Annotated in this window: 19 protein-coding genes and 1 tRNA gene; 7 read left to right on the top strand and 13 right to left on the bottom strand. The window is 51.3% G+C overall.

The features are described 5' to 3' along the window. The 7 genes from B2R29_RS10195 to B2R29_RS10165 all read left to right on the top strand — a co-directional run. A partial coding sequence (locus B2R29_RS10195) for an alanine dehydrogenase (protein ID WP_414716611.1) occupies positions 1–513 on the top strand: 513 nt, incomplete at its 5' end. 81 nt (positions 514–594) lie between these two features. Continuing rightward, entirely contained in the window at positions 595–930 is a 336-nt protein-coding gene (locus B2R29_RS10190) for a hypothetical protein (RefSeq protein WP_301180965.1), read from the top strand. A 140-nt stretch (positions 931–1,070) separates the two neighbouring features. After that, positions 1,071–4,472 (top strand): exodeoxyribonuclease V subunit gamma, encoded by a 3,402-nt coding sequence (gene recC, locus B2R29_RS10185; RefSeq protein ID WP_301180964.1) that lies wholly within the window; start codon positions 1,071–1,073, stop codon positions 4,470–4,472. Further along, positions 4,469–8,062 (top strand): exodeoxyribonuclease V subunit beta, encoded by a 3,594-nt coding sequence (recB, locus tag B2R29_RS10180; RefSeq protein ID WP_301180963.1) that lies wholly within the window; start codon positions 4,469–4,471, stop codon positions 8,060–8,062. The genes recC and recB overlap by 4 nt, the downstream gene beginning before the upstream one ends. Beyond that, the gene (gene recD / locus B2R29_RS10175; protein ID WP_301180962.1) at positions 8,059–9,885 is read left to right on the top strand and encodes an exodeoxyribonuclease V subunit alpha; all 1,827 of its coding nucleotides are present in this window, start codon (positions 8,059–8,061) and stop codon (positions 9,883–9,885) included. Before recB ends, recD begins: the two co-directional genes overlap by 4 nt. Next, the gene (locus B2R29_RS10170; protein ID WP_301180961.1) at positions 9,882–12,500 is read left to right on the top strand and encodes a DUF748 domain-containing protein; all 2,619 of its coding nucleotides are present in this window, start codon (positions 9,882–9,884) and stop codon (positions 12,498–12,500) included. Before recD ends, B2R29_RS10170 begins: the two co-directional genes overlap by 4 nt. Positions 12,501–12,593: 93 nt before the next feature. Continuing rightward, positions 12,594–12,670 (top strand) — tRNA-Val (locus tag B2R29_RS10165). Between the two features lie 335 nt (positions 12,671–13,005). Here the strand turns inward: B2R29_RS10165 and B2R29_RS10160 are convergent. The 13 genes from B2R29_RS10160 to B2R29_RS17010 form a co-directional block, all read right to left on the bottom strand. Continuing rightward, the gene (locus B2R29_RS10160; RefSeq protein WP_301180960.1) at positions 13,006–13,230 is read right to left on the bottom strand and encodes a hypothetical protein; all 225 of its coding nucleotides are present in this window, start codon (positions 13,228–13,230) and stop codon (positions 13,006–13,008) included. A 76-nt stretch (positions 13,231–13,306) separates the two neighbouring features. Continuing rightward, positions 13,307–13,498, bottom strand: a complete 192-nt coding sequence (locus tag B2R29_RS10155) for a hypothetical protein (RefSeq protein ID WP_301180959.1) — start codon at positions 13,496–13,498, stop codon at positions 13,307–13,309. A 74-nt stretch (positions 13,499–13,572) separates the two neighbouring features. Then, complete coding sequence (locus B2R29_RS10150; protein ID WP_301180958.1) at positions 13,573–14,313, bottom strand: DNA-methyltransferase; 741 nt, start codon at positions 14,311–14,313, stop codon at positions 13,573–13,575. Between the two features lie 41 nt (positions 14,314–14,354). Continuing rightward, entirely contained in the window at positions 14,355–15,482 is a 1,128-nt protein-coding gene (locus B2R29_RS10145) for a phage integrase Arm DNA-binding domain-containing protein (RefSeq protein WP_301180957.1), read from the bottom strand. Between the two features lie 3 nt (positions 15,483–15,485). Beyond that, positions 15,486–15,692, bottom strand: a complete 207-nt coding sequence (locus B2R29_RS10140) for a hypothetical protein (RefSeq protein ID WP_301180956.1) — start codon at positions 15,690–15,692, stop codon at positions 15,486–15,488. Positions 15,693–15,797: 105 nt separating this feature from the next. Beyond that, on the bottom strand, positions 15,798–16,025 hold the full coding sequence (locus B2R29_RS10135; RefSeq protein WP_301180955.1) for a hypothetical protein: 228 nt from the start codon (positions 16,023–16,025) through the stop codon (positions 15,798–15,800). A 233-nt stretch (positions 16,026–16,258) separates the two neighbouring features. Next, positions 16,259–16,579 carry a hypothetical protein gene (locus B2R29_RS10130; RefSeq protein WP_301180954.1) on the bottom strand — a complete coding sequence of 107 codons (321 nt, stop codon included), beginning with the start codon at positions 16,577–16,579 and terminating at the stop codon, positions 16,259–16,261. A gap of 52 nt (positions 16,580–16,631) precedes the next feature. Then, a complete protein-coding gene (locus tag B2R29_RS10125; RefSeq protein WP_301180953.1) occupies positions 16,632–16,964 on the bottom strand; it encodes a hypothetical protein in 333 nt (110 codons plus the stop codon). Between the two features lie 18 nt (positions 16,965–16,982). Next, positions 16,983–18,101: a hypothetical protein gene (locus B2R29_RS10120; protein WP_301180952.1), complete on the bottom strand. Its 1,119-nt coding sequence runs from the start codon at positions 18,099–18,101 to the stop codon at positions 16,983–16,985. Continuing rightward, positions 18,091–18,948 carry a hypothetical protein gene (locus B2R29_RS10115; RefSeq protein WP_301180951.1) on the bottom strand — a complete coding sequence of 286 codons (858 nt, stop codon included), beginning with the start codon at positions 18,946–18,948 and terminating at the stop codon, positions 18,091–18,093. The genes B2R29_RS10120 and B2R29_RS10115 overlap by 11 nt, the downstream gene beginning before the upstream one ends. Continuing rightward, complete coding sequence (locus tag B2R29_RS10110) at positions 18,941–19,441, bottom strand: hypothetical protein (protein WP_301180950.1); 501 nt, start codon at positions 19,439–19,441, stop codon at positions 18,941–18,943. Before B2R29_RS10110 ends, B2R29_RS10115 begins: the two co-directional genes overlap by 8 nt. Then, on the bottom strand, positions 19,422–19,661 hold the full coding sequence (locus B2R29_RS10105) for a hypothetical protein (protein ID WP_301180949.1): 240 nt from the start codon (positions 19,659–19,661) through the stop codon (positions 19,422–19,424). The genes B2R29_RS10110 and B2R29_RS10105 overlap by 20 nt, the downstream gene beginning before the upstream one ends. Next, on the bottom strand, positions 19,658–19,888 hold the full coding sequence (locus B2R29_RS17010; RefSeq protein ID WP_422664292.1) for a DUF7220 family protein: 231 nt from the start codon (positions 19,886–19,888) through the stop codon (positions 19,658–19,660). The genes B2R29_RS10105 and B2R29_RS17010 overlap by 4 nt, the downstream gene beginning before the upstream one ends. Positions 19,889–19,890 lie beyond the last annotated feature (2 nt).

Genomic DNA, 19,890 nt, shown 5'->3' with positions numbered 1-19,890 from the left:
TTGCGCGAACTCGATTCTCAATACGGCAACAGAATAAGTACGGTGTATTCAACGCGGACGGCCCTTGATGAGCACCTGGCCCGGGCTGACCTCATCGTTGGTGCTGTGCTACTTCCCGGGGCATCCGCGCCTAAACTGATTAAACACAGTCATCTGCATTCTATGAAGCGAGGCTCTGTTATCGTGGATGTCGCTATTGATCAGGGCGGCTGTGCAGAAACATCCCGCCCAACGACGCATGAGTCACCGGTATTTATCGAGGAAAACGTCGTTCACTATTGCGTCGCCAATATGCCGGGCGCTGTTGCGCGAACCTCGACATTGGCACTCAACAACGCGACGCTGTCGTTTATTCTTGCGCTTGCGAACCATGGTGTTAAAGAAGCACTGGTCGCAGATTCAAATCTTTTAAACGGCCTGAATGTCTATCGGGGAGAGCTTGTCAGCCCAGAGGTCGCGACAAGTCAGAACCGAGCATTTTCGGATCGACACCGACTGTTGTCTAAACATTGATTTAAAATTAATAAGAACTATTTCTGCCAGGTCCTGCCAACGTATGTAAGGTTACTCATTCATTACCTTAAGGATATCACTATGAAACGTATTACTCTTGCTACTCTGGCTCTGATGTTTGGCTTGACTCTCGCAGGCTGTGAAAAAGCGGAAGAAACTGCAGACACCGCAGCTGCAGAAGCGGAAGAAATGGCAGAAGCAGTGAGCGATAAAACTGAAGATGCTATGAACGCCGCTGAAGACGCAGCAGAAGAAACTGCCGCAGCTGTTGAAGACGCGTTCACTGATGAATCTGCAGCTGAAGAAGCTGCCGAAGGTGTTGCGTCAGCTGCTGAAGACGCTGGTGAAGCCACTGAAGACGCGGCAGAAGATGCTGCTGATGAGATTGATGACGCAGCGACTGCCGCTGCTGAGTAATCTCAGCCTTAAGCACTAAAGAAAGCCACTCAATTGAGTGGCTTTTTTTGTTATCTGGCCTCTGATTACAGACCACTACAAGCCTTCCAACCTGTTACACTATCGCCTTGTTCTCAGTCACTCAGACAGACAAGGACGCCATGTTCCGCTTACACCACTCCAATGATCTGGAAATTCTAAAAGAGCTTCTACTGAACGAAATTCGTCAGAACCCGCCGGGCGTATTCGACGCAGAGCAGATTCTGGTGCAATCACAGGGTATGGCGCATTGGTTGAAGCTCCAGCTTGCGGATGGTCTGGGTGTTGCAGCTCAGGTCGATTTTCCTCTGCCATCGGCCTATGTCTGGAAAGTATTCAATACACTCAAGCCCGAATTGCCAGAGCGATCTCACTTTGAGAAGCAGGCCATGGCGTGGAAGCTCATGCGGCTGCTGCCCGGCATGAAAGGCGAACCTCAGTGCGAAGGTATTGCCCGCTATCTCGACAATGATCCCGACGGCCTGCGTTGTTATGAGCTGGCACATAAAGTCGCGGACGTTTTTGACCAATACCTTGTCTACCGTCCTGACTGGCTACTGAATTGGGAGAAGGGCGTTGATGAGATTGATGACAGCGACGTTTCCGTCCACCCGTGGCAACCGCTTGTCTGGCGAGCGCTGGTGGCTGACAGTCAACGGCTGGGCAATAGCCTGGAGCACCGTGCCCGACTAACGACCTCGTTAGAATCGATCGTGGCTGAAAATGGTGATCGCTTAAAGGCCATGCCGAAGCGATTATTTGTTTTTGGTATTGCGGCATTGCCCGGCGGCTACTGGGATGTGCTTAACGCAATTTCCGGTCATATTGATGTGCACTTTTTTCTGTTGAATCCTTGTCGTAATTTCTGGGGCGATATCGTCAGCGATCGCCAGAGAGCCTGGATTCTGAAAACCAATCCAGACGCAGAAAGCTATCTGGAGCGCGGCAACCCATTGCTGGCCAGCTGGGGACGTCTGGGCAAAGACTTTCTTACCCTCGTTCACGAGACGTCAGATGAAGGGCGCTTACAGGATATCGAAGCATTTGCGGACATCGAGCGTACCAGCCTGTTAAAGCATATTCAGGCGGATCTGCTAGATCTGCACGACCGCCAATTGCCGGCTTACCAGCCGCAAGCCCTGAAAAACAGCCTGTTTAAATCATCAATACCCAAAGACGATGCAAGCCTGCGGATAGTCTCTGGCCACAGCCCACTGCGGGAAGTTCAGCGACTGCATGATCAGCTTTTATTCTGGTTTAACGAAAATCCATCGCTTAAGCCCCGTGACGTTGTGGTTATGGTGCCGGATATAGATCAGTACGCCCCTTATATTGATGCTGTATTCGCCAGCGCTCCCGAAGGCCATCGAATTCCCTGGGCGATAGCCGATCAGTCTCAGGTACAGGAGAACCCGCTGCTTGATAGCGTGGTGTCATTGATGAGTCTGTTCGATAGCCGGATACAGCTGACCGATGTCCTTGATTGGTTGGATGTTCCGGCCATTCGTCGTCGTTTCAGTATCGAAGAAGGCGACCTTGAGGGTTTAAGGGAGTGGCTGAATCAGGCGGGAGTGCGTTGGGGGTTAGACGGTGATCATCGCAGTGCTCTCGGCTTTCCTGAGTTCAGCCAGAACAGTTGGCGCAAAGGGCTACGCCAGTTATTACTGGGGTTAATGCTGCCTACAGATGCCACCGCGCATCAGGGCGATGATTGGCCTGTCTTTGGTGTCGAAGGCGGCGCTGCCGAACTTCTTGGCCAGTTGATCCAGCTTATCGAAACGCTTGATCATTGGCGTGAATTTCAGTCTGAAGCGCATTCTGTAGACGAATGGATGCTGGCTATTCCTGAATTACTGGATGACTTCTACGAGCCTGATCTGGATGAAGGAGTTCAGTTGCAGCGTGTACGTGATGCAATTCAGCGTTGGTCTGAAGAACTGAATGATGCAGCCTACGATGACACTCTGTCGCCTCTTGTTGTACGTAGCTGGTTTCAAGAGCATCTGGGGCAGCAAGGGGGGTGGCAGCGTTTTCTTGCAGGTCCGGTGAATTTCTGTACGTTAATGCCGATGCGATCCATCCCGTTTAAAGCGGTATGTCTTTTGGGCATGAACGATCAGGATTATCCGCGCCAGGTCACTCCGGTGGGGTTTGATTTAATGGTGCAGGGGCGCGCACGGCGTGGTGATCGTTCCCGACGAGAAGATGACCGTTATCTTGTTCTTGAAGCACTGTGCTCGGCTCAGGATAGATTTTACATAAGCTATCGCGGGCGCGACGCTCGTGAAAACCATGAATTGCAGCCGTCGGTACTGGTCAGTGAATTAATGGATTATGTCGGTGATGCGTATTGCCTCGAAGGAGACGAGAAGCTCCCCGCGCGTGACAGCCGTGAAAGACTACGTGACTGGTTGATTGAAGAGCTTCCACTGCAGCCGTTCAACCGCCGTACTTATGAGCCTGAGAAAGAGAATGAATCCGAGCAGAGCAATGCCGTTGCGGGCTATCATAAACTTTGGGCAGACGTTGCTAATGCCGATCACAGCAATACGAAAAACCGACCATTTTACTCAGAGCCAGTAGCGATCCCCGAAGGTTTTAGCCGCAAGCAGATACTCTGGAGCGACATCAAAGAATCCCTGCTGAAGCCCGCAGGTTTCTTTCTGAAACGCAGGCTGAAGCTACAGCCTGACCTGTACATGACGCAATCCCGTAATGAAGAAATCTTTCAGCCTGATGCACTGGAAAACAGCCTGCTTAAACATCGCTGGATGCAGGATCAGTTAGCAAACGTGTCTGCAGAAATTCCTGACTTTACGTATCGGGAACAGGCCTTAGGTAGCCTTCCTGTGAATGCCTTGGGCGATATTTACGTAAGCCGCGTAGAGCAGGAATTAGCCCCTTTACTCGCTGATGTTAAACGCTTTATCTCAGGGGACGCCGACAGCGGCGCTCTGACCTTAGTTGTGAGTGACCCGCAAGCCACTGACGTAAATAGCAGCACCGTTGAGATCAGTGGTGAGTATGCACAATGCTGGAATCATCAGCTGGTGTACTGGCGGGCGGGTGACCTTCGTGGTGAACATCTACTGAATTTATGGCTCGATTTCGTATTTGCCATCGCTGCACAACCCGGGCTGGTCGATATGGCGGTGATTGTTGGTGGTAAAAAGAAATCTGAAGAAATCATATTTAATGCTCCTTCCCAGGAAGAGGCTATTCATTACGTACAGCAGTGCCTGATGCACTATTTTTCCAGCTGGACCTCGCCTCAGACCGCGCTGCCCGGAGTCCAGTGGGCATTATTGCGAGCTGATGAAGCGAAGCGAATGGATACCGTTAAGAAACAGGCCGAAAGTGAGTTTTCAGAATTTAACCGAACGGCTATGCAGCGATGTCATCCCGACCTCGCTGCAACGCTACTGGCTGGTGGTCTGGATGACTGGTTAGAAATCCATCGCTGGATCTGGGCGTTGCCAGAACAGTACTTACAGCAGTCATCAAATCAGGAGGCGGGCGCATGAACAAACTCGACCTTCATACGTTTCCACTGTATGGCCAGTCACTGATTGAAGCCAGTGCCGGGACAGGTAAAACCTACACGATTAATCAGTTATATCGCCGTGCCGTACTGGGCCACGGTATCAGTCAGCGCCTCGACTGCACACAGATTCTGGTAGTGACCTTTACCAACGCTGCCGCTGAAGAATTACGCGGACGGATACGTGCAGGTTTGCGCGACGCCTTTGAGAACTTATTAGCTGGCGAGCAAGGTGAGATGCCTGATGCTGACATTAAGCGTTGGGTGGGGGACTCCTCTATTAAAGAGCTACAGACCTGGTTGCAGCTGAATCTTGCGCAGATGGATGAATCTTCTATCTGCACGATTCACAAGTTCTGCGCTCAGATGCTGAAACGCTATGCATTCGACAGTGGTGTTGCTTTTAACCAGGCACTCGAAGTCGAGGGTGAAGAGTATTTACGTCGTGCGTGTGAGGATATCTGGCGTCAGCTATGTTACCCGCAACATCGTGACGTCCTTGAGTTTATGACCCGGGACTTTTCGTCTCCTGATGCTTTGTTCAGATATTTTCGTAGCTGGATGAACAAACCGGGGGTGCGCACCAAACCCGATATCAAAGAGGATTTCGAGACTCTTTGGAATCGCTTAAAGCAGACGTTCGAAGACGCTAAAAACCTTTGGTTTTTCCTCGGCCACGACAACATCGTTAAAGAGATCACGTCAGCCGATATTGATAAACGCAGCTACAGCAGTAAAAACTTTCCGAACTGGATGAAGCAGGCGGGCGACTACTTTGCGGCTGGTCAGGCATTACCTTTGCCAGCAAACCTGAGTCGCTTTGGCTCAGCGATGCTGACTGAAAAAACCAAAACGGGTGAGCCGCCACGACATAAGTTATTTGACAAAATTGATGAGCTGCTTGAGCTTGAGCAAACGCTCCGTCAGTCTCAGGAGCTGACATGGTTTCGCTCGATTTACGATCGCTACATTGACCTGCTTGAGCAGGCTGCTGTCGTCACCAGTAATGATCTGCAACGCCTTCTGGATAATGCGCTGCACTCTGAGCAGGGCGAAGAGCTGGCGGCGCAGATTCGTCGGTTGCATCCGATAGCGATGATCGATGAATTTCAGGATACCGATCCGGTTCAGTATCGAATTTTCAGCCGTATTTATCAGGCCACCGATCCTGATCGTGGTGATGCAGAAAATGATGCCTCTGGTAAGCATGGTCTGATCATGATCGGTGATCCAAAACAGGCGATTTATGGATTTCGCGGCGGTGATATCTTTACCTACATGGCTGCCAGTCAACGGGTAGATGAGAGTCGCCGCTTTACACTGGACACCAACTATCGCAGTGATAGCCGCTTGATTCACGCCGTGAACGCGCTGTGGCAGAACCACGATAAGCCTTTTGTCTTTGATGACGCGATTCAGTTTTATCCGGTTCAGGCCGGAGGTCATCATGATAAAAAAGCGCCGCAGTGGCAGCAGAATATCCCGACCGAAGCACTGCAGCTCTGGGTCGCTGATGACTCTGAAGAATCGAAGACCGAAGCTCAGCAAAGAATCGCGGCTGAGTGTGCATCTCAGATTGGCGCACTTATGTCAGGTGCCGCCAGTTACCCGATCAACGGCAAGAAAAATACGGCCGGAAAGCCGGTAGAGGCGGGCGACATTGCGGTACTGGTGTTCTCTCGAACGCAAGCAAAAGTGATTCGTGATGCGTTAACACAAGAGGGTATCGGTAGTGTCTATCTGACGCGCGACAGCGTGCTCGATTCCGTTGAAGCGTGGGATCTTTTAGCCATGCTTGAGGCGATTGCGCATCCGGGTAACGAAGCCAGCGTACGTCGCGCAATTGCTACCCCAACCTGGGGCGCTACCGCAGTCGATCTGGTGCAGATGCAGGATGATGAAAATACCTGGGAGTCACAGCTTGCCAGCATGCACGATTACCATCAGATCTGGCAGCGCCGTGGTGTGATGGCGATGCTGATGCAATGGCTCGAAGACGACGAGCGTGCGGTGCGTCTGCGTAAAATGGAAAACGGCGAACGTGCGCTGACAAACATTCTCCACCTGGGAGAAATGCTTCAGGCCCAAAGTCGGAAGTTACGTGGCCATCAAGCGCTGATTCGTTGGTTCAGTGAGCGTATAGACCCTGACTCCGATCGTGGGGAAGAAGCTCAGTTGCGTCTCGAAACAGACTCTCGATTGGTTAATATCGTCACCATTCATAAATCCAAAGGCCTTGAATACCCCTTCGTATTTTTGCCGTATCTCTGGTCGGACAGTGCCAGGCCCAGACGTCAGAATACTGAGACGATTTATTTTAATGGCAGAGAGTTGGTGCGTGACCTTGCGCCGGATGACAGCGCGAAAGAACTGCAGGCGCGCGATACTCTGGCTGAACAGATGCGCCTTTTGTACGTTGCGCTGACCCGAGCTAAATTCGGATGCTATATGTGGCTGGCAAACGTGCAGGCCGGCCCCAAAAATAAGCGAGCACCTATCTGGCTTGATTCTGCTTTGGGAGAGTTGCTGAGTAACGGTGGGCGTGTGACTGATATCTCTGCGGTAGAAATTAACGGGATGTTTATTGGTGAAATGCCAGAGTGGCGGATTGCTGGTCAGGCGGAACTTGATGTTCCACCGCCACCGGTCGCTCCGGCAATCAATCATGCACAGTGGCGTGATCACTGGCGTGTGGGTAGTTACAGTCAATTGGCGGCACACTCTGTTAATTCTTCTGCCCACAGTGCCGAGGCGGCGGCCGCAGATCTTGGTCATTATTTTGACTGGGAGGCAGGCGTTAATGAGCCTCGTTCAATATCCGATGAAGAACTTCCTTTACCATTGCGGTTCCCGAAAGGCGCCAACCCCGGCACCTGTTTGCACGCAATTTTCGAACACTGGGATTTCCACGACAAAGAAGCTTTGCAGCAAGTGTGCAAAGAGCAGCTGAATCTCTATGGCCTGCAGGAGCAACCGGTCGAGGCGGTGGCCGACTGGATCGAAAATATCGTTAGTCAGCCTCTCGCGCTTTACGATACAAATCTCACTCTTAAGGATATTAAGCCAGCATCACGCTTAGATGAAATGGAGTTCTACTTACCCGTAGGTCAGCTTTCGGCTTCTGATATTGATGCCTTGCTGGGCGGCGATCAGCGTTTCAGTTTTGAACCACTGACGGGATATTTAAAAGGTTTTATCGACCTTATTTTTGAATGGCAGGGGCGTTATTACGTTGCCGATTATAAATCCAACCATCTGGGGGATCATTGGCGTCATTACGTTCCGGCGGCATTGCGTGATTCGATGCGTGACCATAAATACGATCTCCAGTCCTGGATTTATATGCTGGCCCTCGATCAATTGCTTAGCCGCCGCCTTCCTGATTACCAGCCTGCGAAACACCTGGGAGGCAGTGTGTATTTTTATCTTCGCGGTATGGGTAGCCATTTTACGGCAAATGACCAGAATACAGATCCAGACGCAGGCGTCTGCTTTACTCCGGCGAGTGTGGAATCCCTGCGCCAGTGGCGCAAAGCGATTTTGCCGGAGCAGACTGAGGAGGTCAGTCAATGAGCATCAATTATCTGGAAGTCTGGTCGGATAATGAACTGATCCGCCCGATTGATTATCAGCTCGCCCGTCAGGCCGTGCAGTGGGAAGCGGGGCATGGTGTAACGTCTGCTCAGGAGCAACAGGCGTTGATGCTAACGGCTTGTGCAGTCAGTTATGTACTGGGCCGTGGACAGGTATGTCTGGAGTTATCGGCGTGGCCAAAAGCGTTGGCCTTGCCTGCTGAGCAGATTCCTAACACAGAACAACTCATGCGGTGTAAGACGGTCGCTGTCGCCAGTTCAGAGACAGACGATGTGTCAGCCTTGTTGGTTGTGGAAGGGGAGCGGGTATACCTTAACCGGTATTTCCGTTACGAGCAGTCGGTGCTTCAACAGATCCGACAGCGCGTCAGCGCCGAAGGTGTCGCTGCCAGTAAGGCGTTGGCAACGACGCTGCGTAAATTATTTCCTGCGCCTGAGGCCGACATTGACTGGCAGGCGATTGCGGCGGCAACGGCCTGTGTACAACCATTTTGCGTGATTACGGGTGGGCCGGGTACCGGAAAAACGACCACAGTGACTCGCCTGCTCAGCGCTTTGCTAAGTGAAAATCCCGACCTCAGGATCGCCTTGGCCGCACCGACCGGTAAAGCGGCTGCACGCATGACCGAATCGATCCGACAAGCGCGTGAACGCGGTGGATTGCCGCACGCTGACGGTATTCCATCCATCAGTTTTACCTTGCATCGCTTGCTGGGCTGGAGCCCACGCGGATTTCGCTATCATAGTGAACGGTATCTTCCATACGATTGCATTGTGGTTGATGAAGCATCCATGATCGACTTACCCATGATGGCCCATGTCTTGAGTGCATTGGCACCTGAAACCCGCTTGATACTTCTCGGTGACCGCGATCAGTTGGCCTCTGTTGAGGCGGGGAGTGTACTGGCGGATTTGTGTGATGCCGGAACAGAACACGGTATTACCGAAGCTTTTGCAGCGCGACTGGGTGCTCTGACCGGTTATGATATGAGCGCTGTCATCGAGCCAGAATGTTCGATCATGCAGAATGCCATGGTACAACTGCGTAAGTCGCACAGGTTTGGTGAACACAGTGGGATTGGAGCCCTCGCCCGGGCGGTGAATGACGGAGACATGCAACAGGCAGATGCGGTACTGGATGATACGGCCTTCCCTGATGCACAGCGCCTGCCTCTGGATGCGGATGACTGGCAGTCGCACGTCATCGACGGGTATCAGCAATACTGCAGTCTGGTAAAGGAAGGTGGATCGCCCGAATGGATTCTCGAAGCCTTTGATCAGTTTCAGGTATTGGTCGCATTGCGCAGTGGCCCTGTCGGCGTTGAAGAAACTAATCGCAGAATTGAACGTCTGCTTAACAGGGCTGGCCTTTTAGCGGACACGAGCCAGCTATGGTATCCAGGCCGGGCAATCATGATTACCCGCAATGATTACGATGTGGGCCTGTACAATGGTGACATCGGTATTATGCTACGGCACGAAGGGCTGGAACGGGTTGTGTTCCGCGACGCAGAGGGCGGTTTGCGCTTCCTGTCGCCCGGACGTTTGCCCAACCATGAGACAGCGTTTGCTATGACGGTACACAAGAGTCAGGGATCTGAGTTTTCGGCCGTCATGCTGTTGCTACCCGAAAAGTGGCAGCAAGTCATCACCCGGGAACTGGTGTATACCGCCATTACCCGAGCAAAAAAACAATTCTGGTGTCGCGTGGGTAACGCCTGCTGGCAGCAGGCATTAAATAGCAGAACAGAAAGAGCAAGCGGCCTCAGAGACGCGCTCTGGAGCAATCACGACGCACTATGAATGACAGCAAAAAGTCGCCGGCTAAAGCGCAGAAAAAATATCCTCGCCATGTTCGTCATCGAGCTAAAACGCCTCTGTGGGTGAAGCTGCCACTGATACTGGTGACTGTGCTCGTCACGGTTTATGTTCTGGTTTTTGTTGCGACACCATTTTTCGCACTGCGCTACATCGAACAATGGTATGCAGAGCAGGGGGAAGGTCAGTCACTTTTAATAGGTGGTTGGACATTATCTCCTTTTACTGGCGAAGTTGAACTGCGCGACGTCAAAGCTTCTTATCCTGTGAAGGATTCTGAGGCAGAAGTTGGCGCTGATTTTATCGGCATTAACGTTAATCTTTCTGCTCTTCTGGAACAGACAATTCATATCCAGTCAGTGGGTGTGAGCGGCTTAAAGTTTCGCGGCAAACAATCCGAAGACGGGCTGTCTCTGGCGGGCATCATGTTGCCGGGCTCAGACCAGGCTGAAACAGAAGCCCAGCCCACTGCAGAGAGTGAAAAGGAGAGCGAAAAAGATAATAAAGAGGACGATCAAGCCGGCACGTCAGGGCCGCTACCTGAAGGCTGGTCACTGCGCGTTGATGACATCTCACTGACCGATGACCTGATTCAATGGCAGCAATCGGGGCTGGCGGTCACGGTTGAACTGAGTGAGTTATCGACGGGCCTGTTCAACTCGGCAAGCGATGAGGCAACACCTCTGACACTCAATGTTACTCTGCGCGAGTTGAGCGTCGCCATTGGCGAGGATTCTCTGGTACTGCGTTCGCCAGTCACTCTGCGTTTGCAGGCAGAGGCGCAGCGAGTGTTAACTCAACCCAGGATTTCAGGTGATATTTCTTTATCATCTCTGGCGCTGGATGCTCCGGGTATTGATGCTGTTGAGTTCAGTGCACTCGATATTAAAGGGGCTACTTTTAACATCGGCGACAATGGTATGACTGCTGGGTTGAGGTCTCTTTTACTCAAAAACGTGCAGGCTCAATTACCTGATGATGAGAGAGCGCAGCTCGACGAATTAATGTTGGGCCAGCTGAACTGGCGAGCCAGTGAAGATGACGTATCTGTAAAAGAACTTTCACTCGAAGGTTTCAGTGGCAACCTCGCTGGCTTCCCTGAATTGTCGCTTGCGTCATTTTCTACGTCTGAAGTGCGCGTTAAAGAACTGTCCACGCAGCCTTCCGCCGATATTGGTCGTGCAGGGCTAGAAACCTTGCGAGCACGTCACCCTGAAGCAGGAGTTCTTCAGTTGGGTGACCTGTCTGTGATTGGCGTACAGGCAAGTGCAGATACACAGAATGTATCCTCACTTGAGCTGAATTCATTGAGCGTGACGCCTCCGGGTGAAGAAGTGCCTCTGGCTTCTTTAGCGCATTATCAGATTACTGATATTAACGCGACGCCTTCCAGCTTTTCGTCGGGTATTCATCAATTTTACGGGTTGGTGTCCAACGTAACGCGACTTGCAGATGGCAGCATTAAAGGTGTGCCAGCGTCAGAAGCTGAGGCAGAGAGTACTCCTGATTCTGCCCCTGATACTGGCGCTGGCACCGCCCCAGATGCAGGTGAATCCGGTGAAGCTGCTGATGAACCGGTACCTTTCAGGGTTCAGATTGCTGGTATTCAGCTCCTTACCGAAGGCGATGACATCCCGGCGACCACCTTTAACTGGACCGATCAAGCAGTCACTCCGACCGTTAACACCAGTGGCAAGGTGCTCGAACTGACTACCGGCCAGATCGATACTGATCAATTAGAAAGCGGTGTTGACCTGACGCTGCTGCTGGCACTTGATACTTACAACCGTATCCGCGCGAGCGGAAAGATGGGCGTAAAAGGAGACTATCCAGAAGGTCAGCTGGAGGTCGATGTCGAACAGCTCAACCTGGTCGATTTCAACCCGTATCTGGTTCAGGCCATGGGATATCGTCTTAAGAAAGGGATGTTGGGTGTCGACTCGACCATCAGTATCAACAACGGCCAGTTGGGTGGCAACGTCCTGATCAAACTCCAGAACAGCAGATTCGAGCCCGCCGATGAAGCAACCATTGATCGGTTGAGCAAGCAGATCTCAATGCCGGTTGAAACCGCGCTTTCTGTATTGAAGGACGATAACAACAATATCCGTCTTGACGTTCCGCTGTCTGGCGATATCACTCAGCCGGATGTTGGCATTAATGATGTTATCAACCAGATCAGTCGTAAGGCCTTGCGCACCGCGACTCTGTATTACCTTAAGCAGTCTCTGGTGCCGTATGGGCAGCTGATTAGCATCGCATCGTTTGCCGGAGATAAGCTGTTCGCGATTCGTCTGAATGACCTTGTGTATGAGCCTCAACAGCTTGAACTGACTGAAGAGCACATCAAGTATCTCGATACCATCGCTGGCATGATGTCGAAGAAACCCGAGCTGGAATTGCAGGCCTGCCCGATTGCAGGCAAGCAGGAAGTAGAAGCATGGGGCGATGCCTGGTACAGCGAAGTCGTGAAGCGCGGTGCTGCTGTGAAGGCTTACCTGGCAGAGAAAAAAGATAAGAACGATAAGTCGTTATCCGGGCGCGTGACGGTGTGTGCACCACAAAAAGGTGATATTCCTGAAGTAATACTTGGGGTGTGAGGAGGGTTTCTACGCTATCTTGCTGATTCGTATGCAATTTCTTCAGAAACACTTGCGTAACGCAAAGCGCCTGAGTAATATACGCACCACTTCAGGACTATAGCTCAGTTGGTTAGAGCGCTACCTTGACATGGTAGAGGTCCCCAGTTCGAATCTGGGTAGTCCTACCAAAATTACCTTACAAATCAGGCGCTTACGAGCGTCTTTTTTGTGTCTGTCGTTTGGATTGGCAATACTTTGGCAAATCATTGGCAATATACAGTAGTTGCCAAAGCATCAATAACACACGGTTTCACGGGACCTGCGGCCCGTGATTCCGGCGTTATTTGGTCGCTAACGATTATGACCATTTATTTTTCCGCAATGCGGGCAGACGACAGTCCATGCCGCCATTTTCTCACCACAGTGTATGCATTTCTCTTTCTTTGCCTTCTTCATAATTCCTCCCGCGCCAAATAACAAGGCGCTTTAAATTGACCTTCGGCACGTAAGCGCCGGGTTATTGCTACTCTTCGAACAGTAAGCAGTAGCCAAAGCCGTCAACGCCATCAATCGTAATCAGTTCAGTTACATCTGAATTGTCCGGTTCGAATACGATTTTCACAGAGCCACCCCTTACTTTTCCTACGACATATTCAAAACCATCACATTCGGCCTCTTCCATTGATTTAAAACCATCTTTTACAACATCAACGAATTCAGGATTTGGTACTTGCTTAATTTCACTCATAATCTTTGCCCTCCCGAGCAATAACAATGCGTTATAAATGACTCACTGACGTTCACAGTTAAACGCCGGGTTATTGCTACTCGAGGCCAACTCTGGCGAAGTTGCGTAGCTCGACCCAGTCGCACTCGTCAAACTTGAATATATCAACGCCATCAGCTGGATAGCCGGTTTGGTTGATATAACGCTCCTTCGCCTCTTCTTCTGTTGTTGCTGCTCCAGAATATATTTTAGTGCCGCCTTCGCCTTCGATTCTAATAAGTTCTGCCATTTCGTTGCCCTCCCGAGCAATAACAAACATTTAAATGGTGGACGTCGCCAAGGCTCCGCCCATTAAAACTAGGGTTATGCCGTCAATCTCGCTTTGGCGGTTTCATAAATCACCGGGTCGCTCTCCATACCAATGCAGTAACGCCCGATCTCTGCGGCAGCTACAAGCGTTGAAGCTGCCCCTGTTGTGTTATCAAGCACTGTCTGCCCCTCGCTGGTGTACGTTCTTATCAGGTGCTGAAGCAGGTCTACCGGCTTCTGGTTAGGGTGCAGCCTGTCTTGGTTAGATACCGGCGCATACTTCAAAACACTGCGCGGGTGCCTATCTGTGTTGCCACCCCCCGTCTTCTGCTGATCTGCACCGCCGTAGCATTCGCCACTGTGACGGGTGTAATACGCATTAACAGGCTTGTGCCCTTCGGTTTTCTGTGGGTGGTATTCCGGCAGCTTCCGGTAGAACACGCAGATATTTTCATGGGCCTGCAGGGGCATCCGGTTAGCATTAAGGTGTCCGGTGGCACGGGTCTTTTCCCAGATCCAGCCATAGCGATACATGGGTAAATTACTGCAGGCCAGCACCTTGTCGAACGGTGGCTTTGCAAAGAGCACTATCGCCGCGTTTGGCTTAGCTACGCGCTTGTACTCTTTCCATAGCCGGTCCATATCAATCACCGTGTCCCACTTCTGGCGAGTAGTCCCGAAGGGTAAGTCGGCCAGCACCATGTCTATGCTTCCGTCCGGTATTTCCGGCATCAAATCCAAGCAATCACCAAAGTGCAGTGTCGGCATAACAACATGCTGTTTTGGACTTTCCATTCGCTCGTTCCTCGCTTTTTCCAAGCCACAAAGCAATAGGGTTACTTAAACACCGACGCCAGGCTGAGTTCAGCTTTAACGTCGATCCACTTTTCTTCATGCTCGCTCTGATAGTATTCGGTCATCTTCTCATCAGAGTGAGCCATCAGGTGCTGAACGTAATCACGCTCATATCCCGCTTGCTCATACAGCCATGACCCCAGCGCGCGGACTTCGTGGATACCGCCGCGTTCCTCTTTGGGTATGCTGCTAAACTCCGGCAGGCTGTCGCGGATAAGCCGGAACTGCTTGGTGAACTCATTAGGCGCAATCTGCGTCCAGTGATCGGTGTCTTTGTTCTCTTTCACTCGCTGCGGTCGACGGTGCACGATATAGGGACTGGCCAGGCCGTCGCGGGAGCGAGAGACGATACTCTCAATCTCTGGCGTTACTTTGATTCTGAGGCGTGCGTGTTCGTGGCTCTCGACTTTCTGACGGACAACGTACAGGTAACCGTCTTTGATAGCGTCGTAACGCATTCTGATCAGCTCAGAACGACCCTGCAGCGTAATCAGGGCCAGCTCCATTGCGATTTTCATCCACTCTGGGGCTGCGGCGTGAATGGCAAGGTACTGCTCGACCGTCATGCGCTTGCGGGCTTTCTTCTTTTTCTTCCGGTTAGGGTAGGTGCCTTCAGCTGGATTGTCGTTGCCGTTGCGTAGACCCTTGTTCTCAGCGTAGCGGAATAGCTCGATCAGAGTACCGCGGTGCTTAACGTATGGATCTGACTCAAAGTTATCGTCCAGCCACTGCGCACAGTCTTTCGTGGTCATTTCTGTGATAACGCGGTCGCCCAGGTCGGCCACTATCCGGTTCAGGCGGTAGCCCATAATCTTGAGGGTGGATACCTTCAGGCCCATTTCTGGCAATCGGTCGTCGCGGAACCGCTCAACCAGTGCGGCCATGCTGATACCAACAGTGCCCATGATTTTATCGACAACGCAGGCATCATCTTGCAGGAGCTTGGCGTTCAGAATCCGGGCGGCCGCATTGGCCTCCGTCTTGTTCTTGCCAAGCGGGTGCATCACCCCGGTAATAGGGTGCTTGTAGCGATAGTAAGTGTGCCCGCCGGACTTGTTCGGGTACACATTCGCTTCCAGACCTGTATGCTTGCGCGCTCTTGGTGCCATGAATTAAGACGCCATCAGGATGCTGTCGACCAGTTCATTGCCGGTAGTTTTATCGAACTGCTCTGCATCGACAAACCATTTCCGGCCTACTTTTCGGGCTCCAGCCAAGTGCCCATTCTGGCACCAGTGTTGCGCGGTTCGCATAGGTACGTCGTCGCCGAACTTGTCTTCCACGAATTTTTTCAGCGGCGTTAACTTATTCTTTGCCATATCAATCTCCCAGCGCCTGACGCGCCTGCTTATTGCTTCCTGCAGTTCGTTTAATTCAATAACACACGGATCAGTGCGACTCGTGCCTCGCGCCTGATTCCGGCGTTATGTTGCTTTAGTTATCTCAACGCGCACAATCCACGCGCTACCTACCGTCTGTTCTTCAACCCATTTCCAAATATCTGCAATCGTTTCACCGTCTTTGCAAATATGCGTAACGGTGTCTGTCGCTGGGCCATCAATCGGTATTCCCCGAGTAAGTACACAACATAACAACTCGGTTAAATTCGCACCTTCGGTGCCGGACTCTTCATTACGCTTCGCTTCATTCATCACCGTTTACCTCTTGGTTATGTATACCTGTGCTTTTCTTGCTCAAAATACTCTTTTATTCCAACAGGTTTTGCCGATAGCGGAAGCGAATCTCTATATTCAACATAATCAAAATAGAGCCGCCTCAACTGATCTTGGTTTAGCTTGTCCAAGGTTGCCTCCCATGTACACATAACAATTTGCTCAAGTTCGTGCTTCGCACGGGACGCGGGTTATAAATGTTTCTGCCTGCTTCATTGTTGTTCCCTAGCGGCCTCTTGAGCTTTCTTCCAAACCGTGAAGAACTCGTTAAAAACAGACTCCGGTTCGTCTTCATAGCACCAGCCCACCAACTCCTCGCCATTGAGGGATATTTCTATCAGTCCGTAGTCAGGTGTAGCCTTCCAGCTCAATGTATTGCCGTAATTATCTTTTTCTGAGCCTTGGTTGTTCTCTTCAGTGATGCGGTCATGGCAGCTGTCGCAAACCATTGTGTTAAAGTCGTTTGGGTGCGCTAGCATTTCTCCATATTCAACTGTCTCGCCACAGTCAGGGCAGGGGGTTGGCATATCCATGGTGTCTCCTTGCCACATAACAGCGGCCATTCGGTTGAAAAGAAGGTGTTCGTCAGCTTTTCAGCAGCCTCAATTCATCATCAGTGAGCCCGGCATCTTTTGCCTTTTTGAGTGCAGCCCTTCGAGCGTCGATACGAGCTTGAGCAGCCACGTCTTCGCTACTTATTGGCTCTATTTTTCCAGGCACCAGCCAGCAATTATTTACTTTAACCGCGACTGCTTCTCGCACCGGACAGTCACTACCTTGCACATAGCCTTTCTTGCCAAGTCTCATAGCAGTGGCCTCAGATTCGCATACCGCCTTAGGGATCTGTCGCCCTCTGCCTTCTGTGCAGTCGGTATTGGTCCAAGCGACCCAAACCGTTTTTGTTTCCTGTATTTCCATCGTTACCTCTATGCCGGTTTAAGCGGCGTTGCCAGTGGACTCTTCTGCTTCATCAACAAACTCATACCAGATTTTCTTTTCCGGTCCGCAGTGCTTGGTCGTCATATAGGCATCCTGAAAACTGTACTGGCCAGCTTCTGATTGACAGCCATATCCAGCGCCTTTGGGGCGCCAGTAATAACCCCACTGGGCAGAATAAATACGGCACATTGGGTTACCCATTGACTCCAATAGGGAAGGGTTATCTTTAATCGCCTTCAGGCTCAACAAGCCTTTTTCCAGTAAGTGTGGCTGCCATGGGATCATTCTTTCAGCTACTGATCGGGGAATGATGGCGTCTGACAAAGCGGCTTGCGCTCCCGCTTCGGTAAGCAGGTAGTAGCGGCTAGTGCTTACGCTCTCAAGAATCCGCCCTCGTTTCATCAGCCCAAGACTTACAAGGCGCTCGCAGTCTTCGTTACCGTCCGTCGTGCAGTAGTAATCACGCCAGCCAGGCTCTCGGTCATTGTTGCCGTTGGCGTGACCAATGATATGGCGCTGTTCGCTTGTCAGTAGCTCCAGAATAGGAGCGGGTGGTACAAGTACCTTGTCCCGCTCTTTAAAGCGATGAAATTTGAAAGAGAAAATTTCAGCAAAGCTGGATAGGTAGCAAGCCTCATGCAGCTCAGAAAATAGTGAGGCTTTGGCCTGAGACAGCGTCTCGCCGTAGACAATATCGCCTGTTGGATCTGAGGGGTAGTCGCAATCCGGGTCTACCCAGGACCAAGCCTTTTGCATGATTTGGAATGGTCGCACCAGCTTGCGCTTTGATTTACCTAGCTCATCCAGCCAGAGAGCAACGCCGTCTAGAATAGGGCGGGTGTTGCTTTTATCTGCCCAACCGGCGAAGCCAATAAACCCGTCACGGTTGAATGAAAACGCCTCGCGGCTTTCCCATTGTTCGGTACTGCATGTGCAGTAACGCGGGTCGGTACCAACCTTGTTCATGCGATAGGTGCCGTTATAGTTTCCACTGGCACGCATGCAGGCATCAATATGCTTATGCAAGCTCTTGAGCTGACGAGTGGTCACGGTGATGGTGTTGATTCCGGCAGCGGCGATCAGCTCGCGTGCGTGGTCGGTGCTTTCAATCTGCATTGGTAACTTCCTGCATACCTTGATTCTTTAACCAGTCGCGAAGCTCGATCATTTCCGGAGTGCGGAATAAGCTGGTCACATAGACAAAGGGCTTTCTCAGGTTATGGCCATTCATCCGAATGTGGTCTTTGGCACCTTCTTCGGTAAATGCCGCTGTTACGAACTTGTCTACAAGCTTGATCGCATTTCGCTGGTAGTTTTTATCAACATCACGACAAGCCTGATAAAGGGCTTCCAGTCGATGCCACTTGTCACTATCAGGATCAATCAAGGTGTATTCGTCACGGACGTCAGCCCAATCAATGCGGTCGTGACCATAGCCTTCCTCGGTTACCACATAGTCTTTTTCGAAGACACAGAACAGCGGATCGGCGGTAATGCGATTATCCTGGGTGCGCAGTCGCTCCCCCATATCTCGGATAAAATCTGGAATAGCCTCGGCTTGCCACTGGGCCTTGAGTGCATCAATAGACTGATCGCGCGGCTCTGATAAAGGCAAAAGCCATTCTTCGAACCGTCCACCCTCTGTCAGTTCGGACCATGGCGCCACGTCGCCATTTAAGTGAAGTCCGGCAACGCCTGTGCTGTGCTCCATTAAAGTGGCGAAGGACTCAGTCAAGCGCTCACACTTAGCCGCGATCAGCTCGATTTCATTTGTCAGTTGCTCATTGGCCGCTCGCTGCGCTTCAATCTCGGCCGTGCCGACCATGGCAAGCTGTGATTCAAGCTCTGTTAATTTGCTTCTCAGGGTCGAAATGATCGCTTCCTGACTCTGAGTAATTCTGAACAGCGCTTTAGCCTGAGTAAGCAGGCCAGCGTAGTGGTTGTCTGGAGTAAATTCAGTCATTACTGCGCCCCTCAGCCTTGGTTAACTCAGTTGCCAGCATCTCCATTGCGCTGCAAACGTCATAGGGATAGTCGTCGTAATCACCCAGCTCCGGAAGTAGTGACAAAACTGCAGTAATGAAGAAGTCTTTATCTTCAGGCTCGTCTCTTTTCTCGCGTAACCGCCAAGAATGAAAGCGCTCAGAGTAGTTCTGATCGTCGTGGGTGATGTGCTTCCACTGACCGTACTGACATGAAACAGTTGTACAGCCGGGCGAGGTCAGCACGTGGATATCACCCGGACATCCCGTAATGATGTCCGACGGCTCGTCTTTTTTTATGATGCGAGTAACAACGCCGCGCTGAGAAGGGTTGTCTACTCTCTGGATTACGGAACCGAGAGAAATAACATTGCCGTGGGCATCCCTTGGCGCCCTTAGGGCTTCAATTTCAGCCTTAAGGCGCTTGTTCTCTTCGCAGACCTCGCTGAACATCTTATCCTTGGCGTTCATCATCCACCCCCAGATCTAAACGGGAAACGCTTTCAAGCTGCGTGGCAAGTCGGTGCGCCAGGCAATAAATACCAAGGCTCACCGCGAACCACATCCCAAGAACCACAATCAAAATCAGCATCGAAAGTGCAGCGAAAGCCAGGCCGTTAGTGCCCATGAAAAAAGCCACAGCCAGTATCAGTAGGGAGCCCATGGCTCCTATGAAGTTTGGAGTGAGAGTCATTTGGTTCTCCATGCGGTGAGAATTCTTGCGTTAAACAGACGGCGCACTATGTATGAGCGGACAACGCTTAAAACCGTGAAGAGAAAGATCACAGAGAAATGCTGACTATGATCGTACTCAATATCCGAAAGTGCGGCGATTGGTGGCCAGGCCAAGTACGAGACTACGAACCCAATAAGGACGCTCAGAATAGATTCAATAGCCGACTCAAACTTACTTTGCTTCATAT

It is taken from the genome of Thalassolituus sp. UBA3500 (genome assembly GCF_002377545.1).
In the GTDB taxonomy this organism is placed as follows: domain Bacteria; phylum Pseudomonadota; class Gammaproteobacteria; order Pseudomonadales; family Oceanobacteraceae; genus Thalassolituus.
Note: the sequence above shows the minus strand (reverse complement) of the source record. Positions and strands in the feature narration are given on the sequence as shown.